The sequence below is a fragment of the Micromonospora sp. NPDC047793 genome, from assembly GCF_040642635.1.
In the GTDB taxonomy this organism is placed as follows: domain Bacteria; phylum Actinomycetota; class Actinomycetes; order Mycobacteriales; family Micromonosporaceae; genus Micromonospora.
The window spans coordinates 62,548-86,027 of the sequence record NZ_JBEYSG010000009.1 but is presented as its reverse complement, the minus strand read 5'-3'; the positions used below and the strand labels follow the sequence as shown (position 1 = coordinate 86,027).

Here is a 23,480-nt window from a genome sequence, read left to right as displayed (position 1 = left end):
GCTATGCCGTAGGCGTTAGCAGGGGACCCCTCCTTGCACCGAGGCGGGTGAGGCGGGCGCGGGTGTGGATCCACCGTACGGTGGCGTCGCGCCGCCACCGGCGGACGGCGTTGCGGTCCTGCCGCAGTGATCGGTACTCGACTCCGGCCCGCAGGACGCCCTCGCGCAGGCGCAGCAGTGCCGGATGGGGCGGTACGGCCGGTCCGGCGTCGACGGGGTAGCCCAGTTCGGCCATGACCGGCCCGGCGGCGGCCTCCACCAGGCCGACCTCGGTGGGGGCCAGGCGGCGGCGCCAGGTGCCGACGCTGCTGGTGGTCACCGGCTGGCCGGCGTTGCGCCACGACTCCGAGAGACTGGCCAGCGCTCTGGCCGTCGGGGTGCGGTCGTGGGCGAAGAGCGCGGGTTCCGGCGACTCCCCCAGCCAGGCGCAGAGCTGCGTGATCATGTCCCGTGGCTGCTGCACCAGGTCCTCGTAGCGCAGCAGGTGGACGGTGCCGGGGCCGTGGCGGGCCAGCGCGGCGGCGGCCGAGGTCTGCTGCCGCGCCCAGAGTCGCCCGGTGAGGTAGGGGTGGCAGTGCCCGAACACCGCCCGGCGGGCGGAGGCGGCCACGTCCCGGGGGTCGCGGACCAGCCAGACGAACCGGGCCGCCGGGTATTCGGCCAGGACGTCGGTGACGTGGTCGACCATGAAGGTGCTCTTGCAGCCCCAGCGGGCCTTCCCCTCCGCCTCGCGGTACTGCTCGTAGAGTTCGGCGACCACCCCGAAGAGGGTGGGGCTGGCCCGGGCCACCGCCAGGTCGGGGTCGACGCGGTGCGGCCACGGGGAGATGTGCCGGTCGAGCAGGAGACAGGCGTCGTCGACGAGCCGCCGCCGGTTGCCCTCGTCGGTGAGGTCGCCATAGCAGTCGGCCACCGGTGCCAGGTAGCGCATGAAGTGCGGCGGGTGCGGGACGGCGATGCGGGAGTGTGCGTTCAGCACCAGGCGGAGCAGGTTCGAGCCGGAGCGTTCGGTGCCGATGATGAGTACCGGGCTCTGGCTGCGCCCGCTCCGCCCGGTGCCGTCCGTCGTCACGCCGAGCCGGCGGTGACCAGTCCTCCGGTCACCTTCTTCGCGCCGCAGGCCATCAGGCTGCTTCCGGCGGCGGCGACCTCCGGCGAGGCCACCTGGTCCAGGGTGTACCGCTCCGAGCCGGGCACCAGCGGCGCGCCGGCGGAACTGGCCTCGGCCCGCCAGCCCGAGCCGGCGTACGAGGTGGAGCGCGTGAGCCCGTCGTCGGGGTTGGGGTGGAAGTGCGTGAAGTTCTCGGGCCAGTGCTGGAAGTCCATCACCGGGCCGGGCTGGTAGGCGTCGTAGACGCGCTTGTAGGCGTCGCGGCAGGCCTGCTCGGAGAGTCCGCTGACGTTGAGGAACTCGTCCTCGTGCAGGGCCTGCTCGATGGAGAGCCAGTTGACGTGGTCCAGTTCGCTGCGCATCAGGCCCGACTGGAGCGCCTGCTGGTAGACGGTGGTGCCCGGCATCGCGGAGAGGTACTTGACCCGGGTCACGTGGTTGTACGTCTCGGCGAACTCGACCATGTGGTTGAGGGATTCCTCGCTCTCGTTGGGCAGGCCGACGATGAGCAGGGCGCCGAACCGTACGCCGCCGTCGAACGTGGTCCGCATGGCCCGGACGGTGATGTTCTCCGAGTTGCCCTTGCGGGCCTCGCGCAGCACTTCGGAGCCGAGGGACTCGACGCCGTAGAGGATGATGTCGGCGCCCGCGTCGCGCATCGCGTCGATCCTGGGCTTGTCCATGTCGGCGCACCGGGTCAGGCAGGTCCAGCGTAGGTCGTGGTCCTTGATGACGTCGCAGATCTCGATGGTCTGGCGGCGGTGGGAGCTGAACGTGAGGTCGACGAAGAAGCTGAACTCGATGCCGTAGCGGCTCTTGAGCCAGGCCAGGTCGGCGTCCATCTTCTCGGGTGACTTGGCGCGTACCTGGGGGGTGGTCCGGTAGCAGAAGGAGCAGTCCATCTTGCAGCCACGGCTGTAGGAGGAGATGATCTGCGGCTGGAGGCCCATCGGGCTCTGCGCCTGCGGCCACAGTTCCAGGCGCATCCGGGGCAGCGCGTCGAGGTCCATCATCTGTCCACGCGGCGGGGTGCGCTTGACGACGCCTTCCGGCGTCCGGTAGACGATGCCGCGGATGGTGGGCAGGTCCTGTGACCAGCGGCCGGCGGCGTAGCTCTCCATCAGGTCGAGGATCGTGATCTCACCCTCGCTGATCACCGCGATGTCGCAGGCGGTGTGCTCCATGAACAGGTTGGGCACCGAGGTGACCAGCGAACCGCCGCAGATGATGGGGATCTCGGGTGCGTTGTCCCGGACCATGGCCATCAGTTCGTTGCAGAACGGGAAGTTGTCCTCGAAGGTGCAGATGCCCAGGACGTCGGTCTGGCCGATGATCTGGTCGTAGGCGGCCTGGAGGGGGTTCGGGGTGTACCGGACGTCGACGATCCGCACCGGGTAGCCGGCGTTGTGCAGGACGGTGGAGATGTAGGAGGCCCCCTCGTAGGGGGACGTCAGGAAGAACTCCCACCCACGCGGCATGGTGAACGGTGACGGCCCGACGACCAGGGTGAAGCGGGGCAGTGTCGGGTCGGTGGGCACCGGCGTCAGGTCCTGCTCCCGCATCTGTTCCTGGTAGCGGTGGTCGACGGAGTTGGTGGCGTTGGCGTACAGCTCGGGAGCGAGGGAAAGTACACGAGGCATGACTGAGACCTTCCTGTCGTCGCCGCCGGGGCGTCCGGTCGGGACGTCCGGCGATTGAGCACGATTATATCGAGGGTTGTCGATCTAGAGGCCGGTCGTCGTCGGACGGGCCGGACTCACCGGCCACCGGGTAGACGCTCGGGTCGTCGAGGGGGACCTTCAGCCAGGAGATCATCTGACGCACCTGGTGGTACGCGGCCAGCCGGCGGGCGTCGTCGTCCGCGGCCTCCGCCTCGGCGATCGGCTTCCACAGTCGCCGCACCATGACCGGGCCGATCTCCAGCAGCCCCTCGCTGCCGCCGGTCGCCCAGCGGGCCAGCACGTAGCGGGCCAGCACCCCGACCGGGATGCCCAGGTTGCGCGACATCCCACGCAGGGTCACCAGCGGGTCCAGCATGCCGTACCGCATGACCTCGTCACGGAAGTTGGCGTGCGGGTCGTCCTCCGGCCACGTGGCGCGCCAGCGTTCCAGGCGGACGAGGGGCTCCTCGGCCGGATCCCCGCCCACGTTCTGCTCCGACGCTGATGTGGTCATCTCGCCTCCCACGTCGCTGTCTACGTGCTCACTCCGCCCGGTGCAGGATGCCCGTCATGCAGCCCAGCGCCCCGGCGGCCCGGACGTGCTGGTCGACACCGACCTCGGTCACGGTCACACCGACACCCTCCAGACGACGGCGGATGCCCGGCGCGCCGGCCGGCATCAGGGCCCGCCGGGGCCCCAGCGCCACCAGGTTCATCCCCCGTCGCCGCAGCAACTCGTCGTCCGGCGCGAACTCCACCGAACGGACGTCCCGGGAGCGCAGCAGCGCCCGCAACTCATCGGTCGCCGCGGCGGCGTGCACCGCCGCCAACCGTTCGTCGAGGAAGGTCACCGCGCCCAGGAGGTGCTGGACACCCGGGCCGAGTCGGACGGTGACCACCTGCACGCCCTGGTCCGCCAGGACACGCCGCAGACACTCCGCTCCGGCCGCGCTCGTCCGGAAACCCACCCCGACCATCACCGTGTCGCGGTCCAGCCACAGCGCGTCCGCGCCCTCAAGGGTGGCGCTGCCCGCCACCGTGGCCAGCACCGGGTATCCGGCGGCGGCCAGTGCGGCGGCGGCGTACCGTTCCTCGCCGGCCCGTTGCGCGGCGGCCGTGCGGCCCACCACCACTCCCGCCGGGGTGGCGACGAACAGGTCACGGGTGAAGACGAAGTTCGGTGGCGTGTCCGCCGCCGGGCGGGCCAGCACCACCTCCACGCCCGCCTCCGCGAACGCCGCGGCGACCGCCTCGGTCTCCGCGCGCATGGCGCCGAGGTCCACCCGCGCGGTCATCAGTGCGGCGGCCGGATCGGTGATCCGTGCCAGGCTCTCCGGCGGCCAGCCGAGCAGCACCGCCCGCAGCGGCGCGGACTCCGACCGGTAGCCGCAGCGGGCCCAGAGCCGACCGGCCGCCACCTCCTGCTCGTGGCTGGTCGACCGGGGCGACCACCCGGCACCGCCCAGAGTGCTCGGCGGCGGCGCGGTGGTCTCAGATCCAGGATTCGTCGTCGTCATATCCCAGCTCCTCGGCCAGTCGCCGCTCCGGACCCCCGATGGCGGCGCGTACCAGCTCCGACCGCCGTCGCCATCGGCCGGGTTGCGGCGGCGCGGTCGCGACCACGGGGTCCCGCAGCCCGTCGGCCGCGATCGCGCGGAGCGGTCCGTCCATCGGCACTCCGAGCCAGTCGGTGATCCGGGTCAGCACGCCCGCCCGGCTCTGCGCGGAGCGCACCAGGTCCTCGAACCGCACCCGCAGGTAGGGCAGCCGCAGCGTGGCGGCGTCGTCGAGGATCGCCCGGTGACAGGAGCGCCACTGCAGGGCGCAGACGTCGGGCAGGGTCGCCCGGGTGTAGTCCTGCCAGCCCTGCGGCAGGTCGAACTTCCACCACCAGCGGTCCTCGGGCCGGTCCCGCCCGTAGCCGGTGATGTTCAGGGGCCGGTCCATCTTGTGGGCGTGGAAGCCGTGATAGAGCCAGCCGTCGTACAGGCCGTTGATGGATCCGGCCGGGTTGCGGGTCAGGTGCAGGACGCGCATCCGGGCGTTCGGGAACAGTGCCCGGAGGAACCCCAGCCGGTAGGCGTTGCTGGGCGTCTTGATCACCAGCGGGCGGGTCGCCAGGTCGTGCGCGGTGGCGTAACGCCAGCCGACGGTGAGCACGAAGGGCGGCTCCTCCACCAGCAGGTCGCCGGGCGCGCCCCGCACGTCCTGGCGCCACGGCGGTCCGGCGAGGTGCGGTGGCATGTCGTAGTAGCCGGTGCGGATCGGCACGCCGCGTACGGCGAGGGCGGCGTGCAGCCGGGCGTGGAACCGGGCCGCCTGCGACAGGCAGGCCGGGTCGAAGTCGGGCTGCGACCGGAGCTCGTCCAGCACCCGGCGGGCCGTGTCGAGCCAGGCCGCCAGGTCGATCTCCAGCGTCGGCCACTGGATGGTGAACCGCCAGGCCGCGTCCAGCAGGAACTGTTCCGGTGCGACCGTCGGATCCGGTCGACCGACGTCCAGCGACAGCTCCTCGTCGAACACCCGGCGCCGGGCGGGCGGCAGGGCGGCCAGGTGCGCGGCGTCGAGCTGGTCGCTGCCGGTCCCGCTGTCCGGCGGCACCAGGCCGGCGAGCCGCAGGTACGGGTTGAACTCCGCGCGCAGGTGCAGCAACGCGGGTGTCCGGCGCAGCATCTCGGCGAGCATGCTGGAACCACTGCGGGAGCTGGAGGCGAGCACCACCAGGTCCCGGACCCGGCCGGTGAAGTCCCGCACCACGGGTCGCCGCAGCCGGCGCAGTTCGGTCAGCCGGTCCGCCAGGTGGGCGTGACCGGCGAGCCCGGGCGCGGTGCCGGTCAACACACCGGTTTCCGTACCGAGTACACGCACCAGCGCCACTGGTCCCGGACCGATCCGTCGGCGGAGACCTCGAACGGGTGCACCGCCCGTACCTGGGCCGGGGCGTCGTAGAAGAGCCGGTAGATCTCCTGGCGGGCGGCGGGGGTCGTCTCGTGGGTGTCGATCCACTTGTCGATCGACTCCCAGAGCAGGTACTCCTCCATCGTCAGGTCGGTGAAGCCGGCGCCGAGCAACAGCCGCCGGAAGTCCGGCTCGCGGAACATCTGGAACAGCAGCGGCTGCTTCTTCTTGAAGATCCGGAACATCCAGTACGCGTCCTCGTCGGCGTACGGGACGATCTGGCCGACGATGAACTGCCCGCCCGGTCTGAGGACCCGGAAGACCTCCGACACCGGCTTCTCCGGGTTCGGCAGCAGGTGCAGCACCTCGCGGTTGACGACCAGGTCGAAGCTGGCGTCGGGGAACGGCAGGTCGTAGACGGTGCCCTGGTGGACCTTGTCGAGCCGGGTGGAGGCGAGCGACACCATCTCCGGGGTGATGTCCAGGCCGATCATCTCGCCGACCCGGCCCCGGAAAGCGTTGCCGACCACCCCGCTGCCGCAGCAGACGTCCAGCATCCGGGCGTCCGGGGCGACGTCGCAGAGCGCCGCGTGCTGGGCCAGCAGGCCCTCGTCGGTGAGCCAGGAGCAGGAGTCGTGCCAGTTGCGCGAGCGGATGCCGAACTGACGCTGGTAGACGGCGTAGTCGACCTCGATCTGGCGGCGCCGGACCTGTGCGGTGCGGCTGGCCAGCCGGGCGGCGAGCCGGGCGCGCGCGGAGTCGAGCGTGCGTTTGACCAGGCGCTGCCCCAGGTCGTCGTCGAGCGCCAACTGCCGGGTCAACTCGGCCGACACGGCGGCGCGGACGAAGCCGGCGACCTCGCTGCTCTGCAACCGCTTCTTGGTCTGTCCGTCGAAGCGGGGGCTGCGCATCCGGACCGCGACGACCGCGGCCAGCCCTTCGAGGATGTCGACCGTGGTGATCCGTTCCCCGGCGGTCGTGTCGAGCAGGCCGCGGCTGGTCGCGTACGCGTTGATCACCTCGGCCAGCGCGGCCCGCAGCCCGTCCACGTGGGTGCCGTGGTGGTCGGTCCGGACGCTGTTGACGAAGCTCTGGATGTCCTCGGTGTAGCCCTCGGTCCAGCAGAAGGCGGCGTCGAGCGCCAGGTCGTCGGTCTCGTGCCGGACGGTGAGCGGGTCCGGGTGCACCCACACCGCGTCGCGGTGCCGGTGTCGCAGGAATCCGCCCACGCCGGACTGGTAGCTGAGCCGGACGTCCTCCCCGGTGCGCTCGTCGCGCAGCCGCAGGGTCAGCGTCGGGTGCAGGAAGGCGACCTCCTCCAGCCGGCTGCGGATCAGGGCGGCCGAGAACTCCGCGGTCTCCAGGACCGTCTCGTCCGGGAGGAAACGGATGCGGGTGCCGGTGCGGTCCGATGCGCCGACCCGCGTGAGGTCGCCGGCCGGCGCGCCTCGCGTGTAGATCTGTCGGTGGTGGGCGCCGTCGCGCCACACGTCCAGCTCCAGCCGCTCGGACAGGGCGTTGACGCAGGAGAGTCCGACGCCGTGCAACCCGGCCGAGGTGCGGTAGGACCCGGCCTCGAACTTGCCGCCGGAGTGCAGGGTGGTCAGCAGCACCTCGGCGGCCGGGCGCTGGTGCTCCGGATGCGGGTCGACGGGTATGCCCCGGCCGTCGTCGCCGACCGAGCAGGAGCCGTCGCGGTGCAGGACGACCTCGACGTCGCGGCAGTGTCCCGCCTCCGCCTCGTCCACCGCGTTGTCGACCAGCTCGCTGACCAGGTGGTGCCAGCCGGCCACACCGACCGAGCCGATGTACATCGACGGGTGCCGGCGTACTCCGTCGAGGCCGGAGAGGACCATGATCGTGCTGGCGTCGTACCTGGTGTCGGCGGGCGCCGGGGGCGGGGGCGGGGCGGCCTGCGTGGACTCCATCGGCTGGCTCACTTCCTGGTCGGCGGTCTGCTGGCCGGTGGTCATCCGGCGACCGGCTCGCCGAGTGACCCGGCGGGTACGCCGCGCAGCGCCTCGTGGGCGGCGCTCAGCTTGGCCAGATGCGCGTGCTTGAGGGCGCGCAGGGTCTCCAGCCAGCTCGCGACGTCGGCCAGCCCCTCGTCGTGTGCCTGCTGGACCAGCGCCGGGTAGCGGGCGGTCGCGGCCTCCATCTCACTGCTCAGCGCGGCGGCGAGGTTGAGGTCGGTGTCGCCCAGCGGCCGCCCGGTGGCCGGGTCGGCCACGGCCTGCAGGAAGTCGAGATGCCCGTGTGCCACGCAGGCCGCGCTCTCGGCGAGTTCGGTGAACAGCCGGGCGGAGTCGAGCGAGCCCTCGATCTCGGACACCTGGGCGAAGTACTGGAAGCGCAGGACGGTCGATGCTTCGGCGATGAACGCCGCGCGAATTTCGTCGAACAATTCCTCAGTGAGGGCACTCATTGTACCGTTCCACTCCCCCGAATAATTCGGAGCATTTGCCGACCAGCGCGGGAAACGCCGGATTCGGTATCGGAATTCTATTGGACGAAAGGGTGCGGGATTGTCGCCCCCGAATCTCCGTCAAACGTTGACCAGGCACATCACTGCCCGGCCCACCAGGCCCGGTGGTCAGAACTATAGACGCGCCGACCATCGCCCGTCTAGAGTCCAACGTCAATGTCAGTGAGCCTTCGGCAGGGCACGCTCAGCAGCGTTGCGGGGGTTCCTCATCGCCGCCGCGCGCTACCGCACAGCGGTCCCGCGCCGTCGCGGCCGGTCCCGAATTGTGGAAACGACAGGGGGAGCAGTGACAATTAGCGATCAGGACGTCGTCGACCACTTCACCGCGCGGGCGCAGGGCTACGACCGCTCCAGCGCCTGGTGCACCGACACCGAGCTCGGCCGTCTCGTCCTCGACCTGACCTCGCCCCGGCCGGAGCACGAGGTGCTCGACGTGGCCTGCGGGACCGGCCTGGTCTCCCGGCTGTTCAGCGGGCGGGTGGCACGACTCGTCGGTGTCGACGTGACCGCGGCCATGGCGGAGCAGGCCCGGCCGTCGCTGGACGACCTCGTCCTCGCCCCCGCCGAGGACCTGCCCTTCCCCGACGACTCCTTCGACATCACGGTCTGTCGGCAGGGCATCCAGTTCATGGAGCTGCCGGCCGCGGTCACCGAGATGACCCGGGTGACGCGGCCGGGCGGCCGGGTCGTCCTGATCAACCTCTGCGCCTACGGCAAAGACGACCGCGACGAGTACTTCGAGATCCTGCGGCTGCGTAACCCGGTGCGGCGGCACTTCTTCCTGCCGGGCGACCTCGGGGACCTGCTGCGCGAGGCGGGCTGCGGAGACGTCGAGACCCGCAGGTACGTCTCGGTCGAGGACGTCGACGTCTGGTCGGACAACGGCGCCATCGACGAGGACGCCAGGGAGGCGATCCGCCAGGTGTACCGGTCGATGTCACCGGAGTTCCGCCGGCTGCACGCGGTGGAGCAGACCGACGGGCGGATCATCGACCGGATGCTCTTCGAGGTCGCGGCGGGGCGCCCGGCCGGGGACTGACGCGAGGGCGACCTCCGGGCCGGCGACGGGTGCTGCTCCCCCGCCGTCCCGGAGGCCGGGTGTGCTCAGTCCACCAGCGGCGGGGCAGGCGGCGCGACCGTCGGGGAGACCAACGGGACGGGGTGGAACTCGTCCGGGTCGGTCGTCAGGTCGTACCAGTCGACGGCGCCGCCCTCCACGGGCTGCCAGATCGTCTTGCTGCGGCCGTCGGTGCGGATCGACGCCAGCGCCCGCAGTTCCCGGTAGTCACTGGCCTCGCGCTTCTCCTCGGGGAAGTAGGTCTCCGAGTACGCGGGCCGGGAGGTGCCGGTCAGGTCCCGGAAGAACGACGTCATGGACTCGCCGTCGGTGGGGGTCTCCGGCAGTCCCAGCAGGTCCAGGACGGTGGGCATGATGTCGACCAGCCGCACCTGTTCGTGGAACTCGCGGCCGGCCGGCACGCCCGGTCCGGAGAAGATCATCGGCACGTGCTGGGTGGTGTCGTGCAGCAGGCAGCCGTGCCCCTCCTCGTACGGGTGCCCCCGCTCCCCCGCGTGGTCGTTGGAATACCAGCCGCCGAGGTCCTCACCGTGGTCGGAGAAGCAGACGACGAGCATCGAGTCGATGTCGTGCCCGGCGGCGGCCAGCCGGTCGAGCAGCACTCCGAGGTAGTGGTCGCTGTAGGCGACCTCGCCCTCGTAGGGGTTGTCGACGGCCACGCCGACGTCCTCCGGCGGCTCGTACGGCCAGTGCGCGTCGAAGAAGTGGGCGAAGAGGAAGAAGGGCGAGTTCTGTTCGTCCAGCCAGTCGCCGGCCCGCTCGGCGACCATCGGCGCCCGCTTGAGGGCCAGCCCGCGCAGCTTCACGTCGCCGACCGCGAGGGGGTCCCGCCCGTCGGGCAGCAGCGGGATCTCGTCGTCGTAGAAGTCGAAGCCGCGGTCGATGCCGTACCACTTGTTGAGACCCGGGCAGGAGACGACGGCGCCGGTCCGGTAGCCGACCTCGCGTAGTCGTTCGGCCAGTGTCGGCACGTCGGCGCGGAGTTGTTCACGGAACAGGTGACGGACGCCGTGGTTCGGTGGTTGCAGGCCGGTGAAGACCGTGGCGTGGCTGACCGGAGTCAGCGGGCAGGACGACACGGCCTGGCGGAACGTGACACCTCGGCGGCGGAGCCCCTCCACGCCGGGGAACTTCCCGGAATATGCGACGTCGGCGCGGACGGTGTCGAGCGAGACGAAAAGGACACTGGGCCGGTCCACGAGAACCCCCTCGCTGGCTACGGGCAGTCGGGAGATCGTACCTTATCGATGCGTTCATTGACGACCACAGAAGTGGCCCGACGTCGACACGTTGACGGTGATCATCGTTGGCGTTATGTTCGTCGCGATCGTCTTAGGGGGGCGCAATGCGGTCGTGCATCCTGATGTGGAAATACCCGCAGATGGTGGTCCTCACGGCCGTCACTGCCGCTCTGTACGCGACCGCGTACATCGCGTTGTCGCCGTTCAGCATCGATCTGGTGCCGGGCGTCCTCAGTTTCTCCATCCGCACCATCTTCCCGATGGTTTTCGGAATCCTGTTCGGCCCGGCCGGCGCGTGGGGCCTCGGCATCGGAAACATTGTCGGTGACCTGTTCACGGGCAGTCTGGCACTCGGCTCGGTATTCGGCTTCCTGTCGAACGCCCTGCTCGGCTACCTCGGTTTCACCCTCTGGTCCCGCTTCGGCCCCCGTCCGGCGCAGTTCGACGCCGACGTCGAGGACGCCCCGGCCGGTGACCGGGTCCGCCCGGTGCTGACCTACCTGGCCATCGGTGTGGTCGCGGCGGCGGCGAGCGCGGTCGTGCTCGCCTGGGGCCTCGACCTGCTCGGCTTCGTGCCGTTCCGGGTGGTCGCGGTCACCCTGGCCGCCAACTTCGTGATCGGCAACTGGGTCGGCGGTCTGCTGTACCTCCTCCTGCACCGGAGGGTCCGGGCGATGGGCGTGACCTGGGACGAGATCATGGATCTCGACGAGCCACCGGGCCGAGGACCCCGCGCGCTGCTGGGCACCGCGCTCGTGGCGGTCGGCGGCATCGCCGGCTGGCTCGTCGGAATCCAGCTCGGCGGTTCCGACCTGCTCACCCCCGTCGTGGGCGTCGGCTTCGTGGCGGTGCTCCTCGGCTCGCTCCTCCTCTGACGGGACGATGTCCTCCTCGCTGACCGCGCAGCAACTGGGCTTCACCTATCGGCGGTCCTCCACGGCGGCACTGACCGGGGTGGACCTGCGCCTGCCGCCCCAGCAGTTCACCGCGTTGCTGGGTGCGGCGGGCGCCGGGAAGTCCACCCTCGCCATGGCGCTGACCGGCCTGATCCCCCGCAGTGTCCGGGGGCGCCGGGAGGGCACCGTGCACCTCGACGGCCGGGATCTCGCCGAGCTGGCCGCCGCCGAGGTGGCACAGCACATCGGCATCGTCTTCCAGGACTTCGAGAGTCAGCTCTTCGCCACCAGCGTCACCCTCGAGCTCGCGTTCGGGCTGGAGAACCTGGCGGTCGAGACGACCGAGATGCGCCAGCGGGTCGAGGACTACCTGCGCCTGCTCCGGCTGACCGAGCTGCGCGACCGGGAACCGGCCACGCTCTCGGGCGGTCAGAAGCAACGGCTGGCACTGGCGGCGGCCCTGGCGCTCGAACCGGAGATCCTGATCCTGGACGAGCCGACCACCGACCTCGACGCGGCCAGCCGTGTCGAGGTGATCCGCGCGGCGCGGTGGTGGCGCGGTCGGCCTCGGACCCTCGTGCTGGTGGAACACGACACCGAGGCGGTGCTCGGCCCACCCGGCGGACCCGGTGCGGACCGGGTGGTGCTGCTGGAGGCCGGTCAGGTGGCGGTGGACGGCCCGGCCGACACCGTCCTGCGGGACCCCGCCCTGCTGCGTCGGCACGGGGTCCGGCCACCGCAGGTCGCCGACGTGTGCGACCGGCTCGGGCTGCCCGAGATCGCCCTCACCGTGGCTGAGGCGGTGCCGCTGATCGGATCGCTGCGCCCCTCGGCCGGGCCCGCCCGCGCGCGGGGGGCACCCGGACCGGCGGTGGTCAGCGCGCGACACCTCGACCACGAGTACCCCGACGGTCGGGCGCAGGCCCTGCGCGACGTGTCGGTGGACATCCACGAGGGACAGTTCACCGCCATCATGGGGCGGAACGGGTCCGGCAAGACGACCCTGGCCAAGGTGCTCAGCGGGTTGCTCGTCCCCGATGCGGGGCAGGTCGACGTGCTGGGCCGGGACCTGCGAGGGCTGCCCCGCGCCGACCTGGCCCGCCACGTGGGCTACGTGTTCCAGAACCCCGACCACCAGCTCTTCTCGGCGACCGTGGCGGACGAGATCGCCTTCGGGCCGCGCAACTTCGGTCTCCCCGACGACGAGGTACGCGACCGGGTGGACGCCGCGCTGGCCGACGTCGGTCTGACCGAGCTGCGCCGGACCGACCCGTTCCTGCTGCGCAAGGGCGACCGGCAGCGCCTGGCCGTGGCGGCGGTGCTGGCCATGAGCCCCCGGGTGATCGTGCTGGACGAGCCGACCACCGGTCTCGACGAACGACAGCAGCAGGCGGTCATGCGGCTGCTGCGCCGCCTCAACCGGGCCGACCTGACCGTGGTCATGGTCACCCACCACGCGAACCTGGTCGCCGAGTACGCCGACCGGCTCGTCGTGATGACCGACGGGCGCATCGTCCTCGACGGGCCGCCCGAGGTGGTGTTCCGGCGTCGCGACGTGCTCGCCGCCGCGTCGGTGCTGCCGCCGCCCGTGGTGGACCTCGCCGACGAGCTGCGGGTGGACGCGCTCACGGTCGACGAACTCGCCGCCGTCCTCCGAGTGGGTCGGTGACCGTGTACAAGAGCCTCTACCTCCACCGCGCGTCACCGGTGCACGCCCTCGATCCGCGGGCCAAGCTGCTGGGCCTGCTCGCGCTGGCCGGACTGCCCTTCGCCTTCAACGACCCCCGGTACGTGGCGGTGGTCGGGCTAATCGTGCTGGGGCTCTCCGCCGTCGCGGGGTGCCTGGGCAATCTGCGCCGCTTCCGCAACGTCTACCTGCTGGTGTTCGTGGTCAACGTCGTGCTGTGGCAGTTCACCATCGACGGCGCCACCACGCTGTTCGTGCTGGGTCCGGTCAGCGTCACCCGGGAGGCGCTGCTGTACGGCATCGCCGCCGCGCTGCGGTTCGTGGTCGTGCTGATGGTCGGTACGCTCTTCGTCTCCTGCACCAGCACCGAGGACGTCACCGTCGGGCTGGTGCACCTGCGCCTGCCGTACACCGTGGCGTTCGTCGTCTCCACCACGTTGCGCCTGGTGCCGGCGTTCGTCACCGCGACGGGCACCGTGATCGAGGCGCAGACGGCGCGGGGCTTCGTGGCGGACAGTCGCAATCCGGTACGCCGGGTCCGCCAGCTCCTGCCCGTCGTGGTGCCGTTGATCGTCTACGCGCTGCGACACGGGTCGATGATGTCGCTGGCGATGGAGGCCCGGGGGTTCACCGTGCGCGGCGACCGGACCAGCTACCGCACCCCGGTGATGACCGCCCGCGACGTCGCCGTGCTGGGCGGGCTGGCGATCATCCTGGCCGGTGCGATACACCTTCGACTGTCCGGTTACGGCGTGGTGCTGCCCGGACGGCTGTGACGGCCGGGCCGGGACCGTGGTGTCGCGGGCTCGGCCGGAAGGGAGCACGATGACGCCTCGCCTGATCGCCACCGACGTGGACGGGACCCTGCTGCGCCCGGACGAGACGGTCTCCGCCCGCACCGGTCGCGCGTTGGCCGCCGTGGCCCGCTCGGGTACGCCGTTGGCCCTGGTCACCGGCCGTCCACCGCGTTGGCTGCGTCCGGTGCTGGCGGAGACGGCGCACCGTGGGCCGGTGGTCTGCGCGAACGGGGCGATGCTCTACGACGTACCGACGCAGCGGGTGTTGCGGTCGTACCCGATGGAGGTGGAGTGTCTGCGGGCGGTCGCCGAGAACATCCGGCGGATCCTGCCGGACGCGACGTTCGCGGCCGAGTACGGTGACGCCTTCGTCCACGAGCCCGGTTACCGGCCCCGCTGGGACGTCGATCTGCCCGAGGTGAGCATCGTGGACCTGACCGTGGTGCTCGCCCGCCCGGCGGTCAAGCTCCTGGTGCGGCACGCCGAACTCGACGCGGACGCGATGTTCGCGCTCGTCCGGCCGGCGGTCGGCGACCTCGCGGTGGTGACCCACGGTTCGGGTGACGCCCGGATGGAGATCTCCGCGCTCGGTGTCACCAAGGCCACCGCGCTGGCCGCGCTCGCCGAGGAACTCGGCATCGACCGGTCCGAGGTGATCGCCTTCGGTGACATGCCGAACGACCTGCCGATGATGGAGTGGGCCGGGCGGTCCTACGCGGTCGAGAACGCCCATCCCGACGTCCGGGCGATCGCGGACGAGGTGGTCGGGTCCAACAGCGAGGACGGTGTGGCCGGCGTGTTGGAGCGGTGGTGGCCGGTCGGCCCGCCCCGACCGGCGGTCAGTGCTCCCCGTCCCCGGTCCGCCGCCGCAGCCGCGCCAACTCGGCGGGACTGAAGCCGGAGAGCCGACGGGCGTCGGTGTTGATCGGGTGTTTGTAGGGCGCTCCGGCGTCGTTCTCCTCCAGGAGTCGGTACACCCGTTCCTCGGCCTCCTGGACGGCCTCTTCGCTGCCCAGGAGGTGCCGGAGCCAGCGGTTGCCGTTGGCGACGTGGGTCACCTCGTCGGCGGTGATGTACTCGAACACCATCGCGATGTGCTCCTCGCCGTCGGCCTTGAGTCGACGGTGGACGTTCTCCGCACTGTCGAGCGCCGCGCCCTCACCGATCCGCTGTTCGATGATGAGCCGTTCCGCGAGGTCGCGGCCGAGGGCGAACTTGTCCCACACCTCGTACTGCACCGGTTGGTCGCCGGGGGCCAGCCCGCACTCGTGGGCCCGCTGCATGAACAGCTCGAAGTGGCGGGCCTCGTCCCGGATCTGCTTGGCGAGGTCGTAGCGCAGACCCCACGGCGCCTCGGGGTGGTGGGCCAGGACCGCCGCGCACACCTCGGTCGCGCACAGCTCGATGCGGTACGCCATGTCGTAGAGGATCGTGCCGTAGCGGCCCGGTCCGTCCGGGGGCACCGCCCGCCCCTCGCGCAGGTCGGGTTCGCGCCCGGGTCGTGCCGGGATCTCCGGAAGGGGTGGGCAGGGGGTGTCCGCGACGGGTCCGGTCGGCAGTCGGGACAGGACGTCCTGGCGGAGGGTGGGCTCGTAGGGCAGCACGTCGATGCGGTGCAGCACGTCGGTGAGGCACGCGACGGTGGTCTCGTCGGCGGCGGTCAACAGTCGGGACCGGTGCTGGAAGACCTGGTCCCGCAGGTCGGGGTAGCAGACACCGACCAGCGCCGTCCGTTGCCGCCCCGGGTCGGACATCCGGGTCAGACGGTTGAGCAGGCGCACCTGGGCGGTGTCCGGGGTGACGCCGTCGGAGGTGCGGGTGCGCAGTGTGCCGATCCGCTCGTCGATGAGCTGTGCACCCTGGGCCAGCGCCCAGATCTCCCGCGACAGCGCCAGCTTCTGATCGGTAGCCGGGATCCTGACCAGGACGCTCGCGGCGAGCCCCATGGTCTGTTCCATGGCGTCCCGGATCGTCGCCAGCGCCCGCCGGTTGTGGGTGAGGTCGAGTCCCTGTGGCACGAACTCCGGATCCAAGCGGGAACCTCCCCGAGCGTTCGATCCTGCCGGTCGGGCCGTGCGGCTACGCGACGCCGTGGGCCGTCCGCATCCCTCTCAGCGCGGATCCTACAGCGCGTCGCAGGGGCCGAGGCAAGAGCAACATATCCATGGGAGTAACTGTCGTGTCGCGTTCGGACTTCGTCTACCATCGATCTTTGTCATGGCGGTTCGGGAGAGGATGTGACGAGGTGCTCACCGATGAGGAGCGCTTTCTGTTCGACCTGCGGGGCTTCGTGGTCCTCCGCGAGGTGCTCGACCCGGAGCAACTGGGTGAGGTCAACCGGATCATCGACGGCCAGGAGCTTCCGCCGCCCGGTGACACGTTCGCCGACCAGATCTTCTCCGGCTTCCTGAGCTGGGGGCCGGCCTTCACCGACCTGCTCGACCACGAGCGGGTCTTCCCCGTCGTGACCACCCTGCTGCCACGGCCCCGGCTGGACCGCTACTACGGCATCCGGATGCGGGCCGGCACCACGGGCCTGCCCCTGCACGGCGGGGCGCTCGAAGCAGACGGCCAGTCGGAGTTCTACCACTTCCACCACGGCCGGATGGCCAACGGCGTGATCACGGTCAGTTGGGCCCTCACCGACATGCTGGCCGGTCAGGGCGGCTTCGTGTGCATCCCGGGCAGCCACAAGAGCAACCACCCGCTGCCGAAGTCCTGGGACTACCGGGCCGAGGCGGTGCACCATGTGCCGATGGCCGCCGGTGACGTGCTGGTCTTCAACGGGGCGATGGCGCACGGCACCCACCCCTGGCACGCCGACCACGAACGCCGGTCGGTCATGTTCAAGTACGCGCCGGGGCATCTCGCGTGGAGCAAGGTCTATCTGGATTGGGCGGCCGAGCTGCGGCAGTCCCTGAGTCCCCGTCAGCAGGCGTTGTTGGAGCCGCCGTACTGCTTGCCGCACCACGAGGACCCCACCGACCGCTTCGTGCGCTGACCCTCCGCTGCCGGCGCGCCCGTCGCCCACCGACGGGCGCACCACCGTCGAGAGGAACGCGATGACCGCACTGCTGCTGTCAGGGCTCGGCCCGGCCTTCATGAACGAGGGGGTGCTGCGCGGCACGCTGTTCGACCCGGACAGCGTGGACCGCCTCCGCACCGACTACTACCCCCACCTGACCCTGGCCGACCTGGGCTTCGAGCGCGAGGGTCGTCGGCACCCGTTGCTGCGCCCGGCGCGCGGGCGGGGGTCCAGCTCGCTGCGCATCGACGGGCTCGACGGGCTCACCGCCGCGCCGGTGCCGCACCTGACCACGACCACGCTGGAGTCCATTCTCGACGCCGCCGACACCGACTACGAGGCGTTCGACCTGTCCGGGGTCTGGCAGGGTGACCGGGAGCCGGTCACCCCGTCGGCCCAGGTGCACGTGGTGCTCCTCTCCACCACCTTCGTCTGGGACCACCGCTCGATGTCCCGGGCGATCCGGTGGGCCGTGGACCGCTTCCCCGGGGTGCCGATCGTGCTGGGCGGTCAGTACAGCAACCTGAAGTATCTGAAGATCATGGCGGCCCACCCGGAGGTCACCTGCGTGGTGCGTGGCGACGCGGAGGAGGCGTTGCCGCTGCTGCTGCGGGCCGTCGCGGGCGGCGGTGACTGGCGCGACGTGCCGAACCTGGTGGTACGCACCGACGACGGTCGCATCGCGCACACCGACTTCCGGTACGTGGACATCGAGGCGCACCCCTCCCCCACCATGCGGGGGCGCCGCCCGATCGTGCCGTACGAGTCGATGCGCGGGTGCCCGTTCAGCTGCAAGTTCTGCTCGTTCCCGGCCGCCTCGCCCAAGTGGCGGTACAAGTCGGCGAAGAAGATCGCCACCGACTGGGCCGGGTACGCCGAGGTCAACGGGGCCCGACACATCAGAGCTTCCGACTCGACCTTCACGGTGCCGCCGACCCGTCTGCGGGAACTGTTCGACCTGCTGCCGGAGGTGGGCATCGGCTGGGAGGCGTTCGCCCGGGCCAACGCCATCCGGGACGCGGAGACGGTCGACCGGCTGCTCGCCGCGCACTGCCGGTGGCTGTCCATCGGCTTCGAGTCGATGAGCGACCGGACGCTGACGCTGATGAAGAAGCAGGTGACCGCCGCCGCCAACCGCCGCGCCTTCCAGTTGCTGTCCCGCAGCGACCTGGGCTACCGGTGCTCGTTCATCCTCGGCTATCCCGGGGAGACGCCCGACGACTTCGGCGAGACGTCCACCTTCCTGCGGGACGAGTACGCCGGCCACTTCACCCTGAGCATCTTCTCGCTCCAGGACGAGACGATGCCGGTCTGGGAGGACGCCGAGCAGCTCGGTATCGAGGTCGACGACCCGGAGGCACCGGACTACTCCTGGCGGCACCACGGCATGGACATCCACCAGGCGCGGCAGCTGTGGCGGCAGACGCTGGAGGAGGTGCGGTGGGGCAGCGACACCGCCGTGCACCTGCTCTGGCAGAAGGACTACGAGACACCGCTGATCCCCTGGCGTGACGCCCGGACGAACTTCCGGCTGGAGAAGCTGGTGGAGCGCCTGGCCATGCTGCCCACGACCGAGCCGGACCCGCGCCGGGCCCGACCGAGGATCGCGGGGATCCTCGACGAGCTGGCGCGGGAGGGGGTGTCGGCGCAGCCGGCTCCGGCCGGGTGAGCCGGTCGCGGTGCCTGTGCACCGCGACCGGTCAGATCGCGTACCCGAGGGACCGGAGCTGGGCGCGGATGTCGACGGTGGCGGGTACCGGCTCCGGGGTGGTCCGGGCCAGCGTGTAGGCGTCCAGCAGCGCCCGGAGGTCGCGGTCGTCGGCGGTGGGATCGACGTGTGGCACCAGGTCGTCGTCGAACCGCTCGACCCAGGCGGTCTCCACCTCGTCGATGCCGGCGAAGGACTTGCGGTATCTGCGGGGGACCCGGACGAGGCGGTGCCGGCCCTGGTAGGCGGCCTGCCCGACCAGGACGTGACGCAGTGGGCCCTGCGCCTCGCCGGCCCGCTGGCGTTCCTGGAAGGCGATGAACTCCCCGAGGTCGGAGGTGTACGCCTCGGCGAGGGCCTCCGCGTCGGGAGGTGGGCCACCGCTGCCCCGGGCCGCGTCGGCCAGGCTACGACCGTCCAGGGCGTCGTCCGCCGCCGGCCGCAGACCGGCGAGGTCGAGCACGGTGGGCACGATGTCGACGGTGCGGATCCGGTCCCGGTGCAGACCGGCGGCGACACCGTCGCCGACCAGGACGACGGGTACCCGCAGCACCGCCTCGGCCATCGAGTTGAAGTGGCCGTTGGTGTGCTCGTCGAACTCCTCGCCGTGGTCGCTGAAGACGACCAGCAGCATGCGCCGACCGGTGGCGGCGACCCGGCGGGTGAGCCGGTCGAGGAAGGGCTCCAGCCGGGTGGTCAGGAAGTGCGCGACGCCGTCCAGGTAGAGCTGCATCAGCAGGTCGTACGCGCCGGTCTCGTAGAGGTGGCCGGCGGCCCGCTTGTAGCGGAACAGCAGTTCGGCGTCCTCCGGGTCGCGGTGGCTCTCCACGAGCCGGTCGACGAACGCCGGCTTCTCCGTGGGCAGCATGGCCTCCAGTTCGTCGACCTTGTCGCGGAATGCCTGGCCGCCGAAGCGGAGGTTGTGGAAGCCGTACGGGGTGTGCACGCCACCGAAGTGGGCCAGTGCCACACAGCCCTCGGAGGCGGCGACGGCGTCGACGAAGGCGTCGTCGTCCTCGTCGAGGTAGACGTCGACGTCCCCGGTGAAGCCGAGTTCGGGGCCGAGGATGATCGGGAAGTCGACCTTCATGATGGTCTGTCTGCCGGCCCGCTTGCCGTGGGTGAAGATCGACGGTGCCCGCAGCCGGCCGTTGTAGAACTCGTGCAGGCCGTTGTGCAGGGGGTAGCGCCCGGTGAGCAGCGCGCCGTGTGCGGCGGCCGTGTAGGGGGCGGCGGTGATCGTGTTCGGGAAGAAGGCACCCCGGCCGACGAGGTCGTCGAGGACGGCGGTGGGTGGTGCCGCCAGTTCCGGGAAGCGCCGACGCCAGAGGTTCAACGGGTTGGCGGCGATCGCGTCGCCGCGCAGGGTGTCGATTGAGACGAAGACGATGTGGTCGTACGGCTGCTCGCCCACGGTGCTCCGATCCTTGGTCCGGCGTGCCGGGACTGGTCGACGGCATCGATCGATTCCACTATTATCATGCCGATGATCTCGATCTACAACGGTCGGCGACACCGGCGTCGAGGACGTTGATGCGCGTCCTGGTGACCGGAGCGGCCGGCTTCATCGGCAGCCATCTGGTGGAGCGGCTGCTCGCGCGCGGCGACGAGGTGCGCGGCGTCGACTGCCTCACCTCCGGCTATCCGCCCGCGACGAAACTGGCCAACCTGGCCGCGGTCCGCCACCACCCCCGTTTCGAGCTGGTGACCGTCGACCTCGCCAGTACACCGACCGCCCCGCTGCTGGACGGGGTGGAGGTGGTCTTCCACCTGGCCGGTCAGCCCGGGGTGCGTACCTCCTGGGGCAGCGGGTTCGGCGACTACGTGACGCACAATGTGCTCGTCACCCAGCGGATGCTGGAGGCCGCCGCCGCGACCGATCCGGCTCCCCGGGTCGTGATGGCCTCCAGTTCCTCGGTGTACGGCGAGGGGCACCGGTGGCCGACGCCGGAGGACGCCCCGGCACGTCCGGTCAGCCCGTACGGCGTCACCAAGCTGGCCGCGGAACACCTGTGCCGGGTCTACGCCGACCTGCGCCGGGTGCCCACCGTGGTGCTGCGGTACTTCACCGTCTACGGGCCCCGGCAGCGGCCGGACATGGCGCTGCACCGGATGTTCGACGCCCTGGCCACCGGCCGGGAGTTCCCGGTCTACGGCAGCGGTGGGCAGGTGCGCGACTTCACCTACGTCGACGACGTGGTGGCCGCGACGATGGCCGCCGGGACGCGTCCGGTGCCGCCCGGCTGCGTGTTGAACGTGGCCGGCGGGTCGGCACGTTCCCTGACCGACCTGATCGGGCTCGTCGAGGAGGTGACCGGCCGACCCGTACGGGTGCGCGACGGCGGGGCGCCCCCGGGCGACGTGTCCCGCACCGGCGGGTGCATCGACCGGGCGCGGGAGCTGTTGGGCTGGACGCCCCGGGTCGGGCTGCGCGACGGGGTCCGGGCCCAGGCGGAATGGCACCTGCATGTTGACTGAGCCGGCCGGGGTCGTCGCCGACCTGCACGGGCACTCCCGACTGTCGGACGGCTGGAACCGTCCCGCCGAGCTGGTGACCGTGCAGGCCCGCGCCGGCGTGGAGCTGGTGTCGTTGACCGACCACGACACGCTGGCCGGCACCGCCGCCGCGGCGGCCCGGGCCGCCGAGCTCGGTCTGTCCTACGTGGTCGGTGTGGAGATCACGGCGGCTCCGGTCCGGCACGACAACCACCTGCTGGCGCACGGCGTACGCGCCGACGACCCCGACCTGGCCGCGTTGCTGGCGACCAACCGGCGGATCTGGCGACGGGACGCGCTGGCCGCCCGGGCGGCGCTGCGCGAGGCCGGGGTGACGGTGCCGGAGAGCGCCGCGTACGACGACAGCGAGGCCCTCGTCATGCCGCACAGTGTGGCGCGGGACGTGATCCGGACCGGTCGGGCGACCCACCCGCAGGTATGGCAGGTCATCGACGCGGCGTTGGCCCGACAGCCCCCCGAGGCGTACGCGGGGATGCCGGAGCCGGTGGAGATCGCCGAGGTGGTGCACCACGCGGGCGGGCTGCTGGTGTGGGCGCACCCGGGGCGCTCCCGCAGCCCGGAGCGGATGCGGGCGGTGCTACCGCTGCTCGACGCGATCGAGGTGCACACCCCCCGGCACGACGCTCGCGCCACCGCCGAGTGGGCCGCGCTCTGCGCCGAGACCGGCATCCCGGCCTGCACCGGACGGGATCACCACGGCTATCCGCGGTACCAGCCGCCGCCGGTGCCGGTGGACCCGCGCTACCTGGAGCGGCTGGCGGACCGGATCGTCCGGCCGGAGGATCCGGTCCGGTCGCCGCGCTCAGCCGCTGGTGGCAGCGGGCGAGCCGACCAGGGTGGAGCGGCGTAGCTTGCCGGTGTCGGTGTGCGGGATCGTCTCCCGGAACTCGTAGGTCAACGGCATCTTCGCGGTGGAGAGCAGGAGCTGGCAGTGCCGCCGCAGGTCCGCCTTCGCCGGTGGCGCGTCGGCGACCGCCGGGACCACCACCGCGTGGACGGCCTGCCCGAGTACGGCGTGCGGGCGGGCGGCGACGGCCACGTCCGCGACGCCGGGGTGTTGGCGCAGCACCTCCTCCACCTCGGCCGGATACACCTTCACCCCACCGACGTTGATCATCTCGGCGCGTCGGCCGACGATGTGCAGGTAGCCCTCCTCGTCGAGGAAGCCGGCGTCGCCGAGGCTCATGAAGCCGTCGCGCTCCGGCAGGGCCGGCCCGTCGCCGAGGTAGCTGGGCTGCCGGGTGAACCGGGAGCGCAGGAACACCTCCCCCACCTCGCCCGCCGCCGCGACGCCACCGTCCTCGCGGTACACCCGCACCTCGCAGTCCACCGGTCGTCCGACGCTGCCCGGGTGCCGCAACCACTCGTCGCCCCGGATCCACAACGCGCCGATACGCTCCTGGCTGGAGTAGCCCTCGTAGAGGGTCTCCGGCGGGAACACCTCCATCCAGGCGCGCTTGAGCTCCGGCGGGGCACCCGCCGAACTCTGGTGCACGGTGGTCACCGAGGAGACGTCGACCTCGCGCAGTGCCGGCACGGCCAGCAGCCGGCGCATCAGGCTGGGCACGATGATGAAGTAGTTGACCCGGTGCCGTTCGATCAGCTCGGGGATGCGGGCCGGCACCACCTGCGGCACCAGCACCACGGTGTGGCCGAGCGCCAGGCCGTGGTAGAGCTTCGTGAACCCCGCGTGGTGCAGCGGGATCATGGCGAGCTGAATCTGCCCGACGTCCAGGCCCACCGCCCGGTCGCCGGTCGACGGGAAGTCGTCGGCCGGGTACACCCAGTCGGGGCGGCGCAGGATGATCCGGGGGCGTCCGGTGCTGCCGCCGGTGGCGTGTGCGGAGCGTGGGGTGCCGGCGGGGAACGCCGCGGGGTCGACCTGCGGTGCCGTCCACAGCTCTGCCGCCGGCACGGTGGTCACCGCGTCGTGCGGAGCGGTGGCCACCACGACGGCGGGGTGGGCCGTGTCGAGCAGGACGGCGAACTCCCGTTCGGTCGACTCGGGATCCAGGGGGAGCACGGTGGCGCTCAGCTTCCAGGCGGCCAGGGTGGCCACCACGTGGTCCAGACCCATCGGCAGGCGCACTGCGACGAGCACGCCCGGGCCCACTCCGGCGGCTGCCAGTCGACCGGCCGCCGCGTCACTGGTGCGGTCCAGTTCGCCCCAGGTCAGCGTGGGGGTCCCGACGGCGTCCGGCACGATGACCGCGGTTCGCTCGGGATGCCGGGCGGCCAACTCCCTGATCCGGTCGCCGATGCGGATCGTCGGGGCCGTCGTTGACAGCTTCTCGGAATGGATCATAAGGTCAATCATATCGAGAACTGTCTTTCGCGAAGACCTCCGAGCCCGGTCCGGGCCGAGCCGCGGTCGAT

20 protein-coding genes are annotated in these 23,480 nt (G+C 71.4%); 9 read left to right on the top strand and 11 right to left on the bottom strand.

The window, feature by feature from the left end; translation table 11 throughout:
• Window position 1: 1 nt before the first annotated feature.
• From ABZ738_RS19295 to ABZ738_RS19265, 7 genes are all read right to left on the bottom strand, one after another.
• Complete coding sequence (locus ABZ738_RS19295) at window positions 2-1,072, bottom strand: sulfotransferase (protein ID WP_131050864.1); 1,071 nt, start codon at window positions 1,070-1,072, stop codon at window positions 2-4.
• Entirely contained in the window at window positions 1,069-2,751 is a 1,683-nt protein-coding gene (locus tag ABZ738_RS19290) for a radical SAM protein (protein WP_131050865.1), read from the bottom strand. Before ABZ738_RS19290 ends, ABZ738_RS19295 begins: the two co-directional genes overlap by 4 nt.
• 64 nt (window positions 2,752-2,815) lie before the next feature.
• Window positions 2,816-3,286, bottom strand: coding sequence for a DUF6027 family protein (locus ABZ738_RS19285; RefSeq protein WP_131050866.1), 471 nt, complete (start codon window positions 3,284-3,286; stop codon window positions 2,816-2,818).
• A 28-nt stretch (window positions 3,287-3,314) separates the two neighbouring features.
• Window positions 3,315-4,289, bottom strand: coding sequence for an arginine deiminase family protein (locus ABZ738_RS19280; protein WP_131050867.1), 975 nt, complete (start codon window positions 4,287-4,289; stop codon window positions 3,315-3,317).
• Entirely contained in the window at window positions 4,264-5,613 is a 1,350-nt protein-coding gene (locus tag ABZ738_RS19275; RefSeq protein ID WP_131050868.1) for a sulfotransferase, read from the bottom strand. Before ABZ738_RS19275 ends, ABZ738_RS19280 begins: the two co-directional genes overlap by 26 nt.
• Complete coding sequence (locus ABZ738_RS19270) at window positions 5,607-7,643, bottom strand: methyltransferase domain-containing protein (RefSeq protein WP_217705989.1); 2,037 nt, start codon at window positions 7,641-7,643, stop codon at window positions 5,607-5,609. Before ABZ738_RS19270 ends, ABZ738_RS19275 begins: the two co-directional genes overlap by 7 nt.
• Complete coding sequence (locus tag ABZ738_RS19265; protein WP_131050869.1) at window positions 7,640-8,095, bottom strand: rubrerythrin; 456 nt, start codon at window positions 8,093-8,095, stop codon at window positions 7,640-7,642. Before ABZ738_RS19265 ends, ABZ738_RS19270 begins: the two co-directional genes overlap by 4 nt.
• Window positions 8,096-8,441: 346 nt before the next feature.
• Here ABZ738_RS19265 and ABZ738_RS19260 point away from each other — a divergent pair, with 346 nt between their 5' ends.
• Complete coding sequence (locus ABZ738_RS19260; protein ID WP_357214895.1) at window positions 8,442-9,194, top strand: methyltransferase domain-containing protein; 753 nt, start codon at window positions 8,442-8,444, stop codon at window positions 9,192-9,194.
• 65 nt (window positions 9,195-9,259) lie between these two features.
• On the opposite strand, the gene ABZ738_RS19255 is transcribed toward ABZ738_RS19260, so the two are convergent.
• The gene (locus ABZ738_RS19255) at window positions 9,260-10,432 is read right to left on the bottom strand and encodes a sulfatase (protein WP_201272240.1); all 1,173 of its coding nucleotides are present in this window, start codon (window positions 10,430-10,432) and stop codon (window positions 9,260-9,262) included.
• A 182-nt stretch (window positions 10,433-10,614) separates the two neighbouring features.
• On the opposite strand from ABZ738_RS19255, the gene ABZ738_RS19250 reads away from it, so the two are divergent.
• Genes ABZ738_RS19250 through ABZ738_RS19235 form a run of 4 tightly spaced genes read left to right on the top strand, consistent with a single transcriptional unit; the run spans window position 10,615 to window position 14,749 of the window.
• The gene (locus tag ABZ738_RS19250; protein WP_357214891.1) at window positions 10,615-11,349 is read left to right on the top strand and encodes a QueT transporter family protein; all 735 of its coding nucleotides are present in this window, start codon (window positions 10,615-10,617) and stop codon (window positions 11,347-11,349) included.
• 7 nt (window positions 11,350-11,356) lie between these two features.
• Window positions 11,357-13,039 (top strand): energy-coupling factor transporter ATPase, encoded by a 1,683-nt coding sequence (locus ABZ738_RS19245; RefSeq protein WP_131050872.1) that lies wholly within the window; start codon window positions 11,357-11,359, stop codon window positions 13,037-13,039.
• Window positions 13,036-13,833 (top strand): energy-coupling factor transporter transmembrane component T, encoded by a 798-nt coding sequence (locus ABZ738_RS19240; RefSeq protein ID WP_131050873.1) that lies wholly within the window; start codon window positions 13,036-13,038, stop codon window positions 13,831-13,833. The genes ABZ738_RS19245 and ABZ738_RS19240 overlap by 4 nt, the downstream gene beginning before the upstream one ends.
• Window positions 13,834-13,882: 49 nt before the next feature.
• Window positions 13,883-14,749, top strand: a complete 867-nt coding sequence (locus ABZ738_RS19235; protein ID WP_131050874.1) for an HAD family hydrolase — start codon at window positions 13,883-13,885, stop codon at window positions 14,747-14,749.
• On the opposite strand, the gene ABZ738_RS19230 is transcribed toward ABZ738_RS19235, so the two are convergent.
• A complete protein-coding gene (locus ABZ738_RS19230) occupies window positions 14,694-15,887 on the bottom strand; it encodes a DUF455 family protein (protein ID WP_357214886.1) in 1,194 nt (397 codons plus the stop codon). The two genes, ABZ738_RS19235 and ABZ738_RS19230, sit on opposite strands and share 56 nt — an antisense overlap.
• Before the next feature lie 212 nt (window positions 15,888-16,099).
• Between ABZ738_RS19230 and ABZ738_RS19225 the strand changes: the two genes are divergently transcribed.
• Both ABZ738_RS19225 and ABZ738_RS19220 read left to right on the top strand, forming a co-directional pair.
• On the top strand, window positions 16,100-16,855 hold the full coding sequence (locus ABZ738_RS19225) for a phytanoyl-CoA dioxygenase family protein (RefSeq protein WP_161594865.1): 756 nt from the start codon (window positions 16,100-16,102) through the stop codon (window positions 16,853-16,855).
• Window positions 16,856-16,916: 61 nt separating this feature from the next.
• Window positions 16,917-18,548 carry a radical SAM protein gene (locus ABZ738_RS19220; RefSeq protein ID WP_357214882.1) on the top strand — a complete coding sequence of 544 codons (1,632 nt, stop codon included), beginning with the start codon at window positions 16,917-16,919 and terminating at the stop codon, window positions 18,546-18,548.
• A gap of 31 nt (window positions 18,549-18,579) precedes the next feature.
• Here the strand turns inward: ABZ738_RS19220 and ABZ738_RS19215 are convergent, their stop codons facing one another.
• On the bottom strand, window positions 18,580-20,001 hold the full coding sequence (locus ABZ738_RS19215; protein WP_131050878.1) for a sulfatase-like hydrolase/transferase: 1,422 nt from the start codon (window positions 19,999-20,001) through the stop codon (window positions 18,580-18,582).
• Between the two features lie 119 nt (window positions 20,002-20,120).
• Between ABZ738_RS19215 and ABZ738_RS19210 the strand changes: the two genes are divergently transcribed.
• Window positions 20,121-21,065, top strand: a complete 945-nt coding sequence (locus ABZ738_RS19210) for an NAD-dependent epimerase/dehydratase family protein (protein WP_357214878.1) — start codon at window positions 20,121-20,123, stop codon at window positions 21,063-21,065.
• Window positions 21,055-21,954, top strand: a complete 900-nt coding sequence (locus ABZ738_RS19205) for a PHP domain-containing protein (RefSeq protein ID WP_131050880.1) — start codon at window positions 21,055-21,057, stop codon at window positions 21,952-21,954. Before ABZ738_RS19210 ends, ABZ738_RS19205 begins: the two co-directional genes overlap by 11 nt.
• Here ABZ738_RS19205 and ABZ738_RS19200 read toward each other — a convergent pair.
• Window positions 21,907-23,409 carry an AMP-binding protein gene (locus ABZ738_RS19200; RefSeq protein WP_161594866.1) on the bottom strand — a complete coding sequence of 501 codons (1,503 nt, stop codon included), beginning with the start codon at window positions 23,407-23,409 and terminating at the stop codon, window positions 21,907-21,909. The two genes, ABZ738_RS19205 and ABZ738_RS19200, sit on opposite strands and share 48 nt — an antisense overlap.
• Window positions 23,410-23,480: the final 71 nt, after the last annotated feature.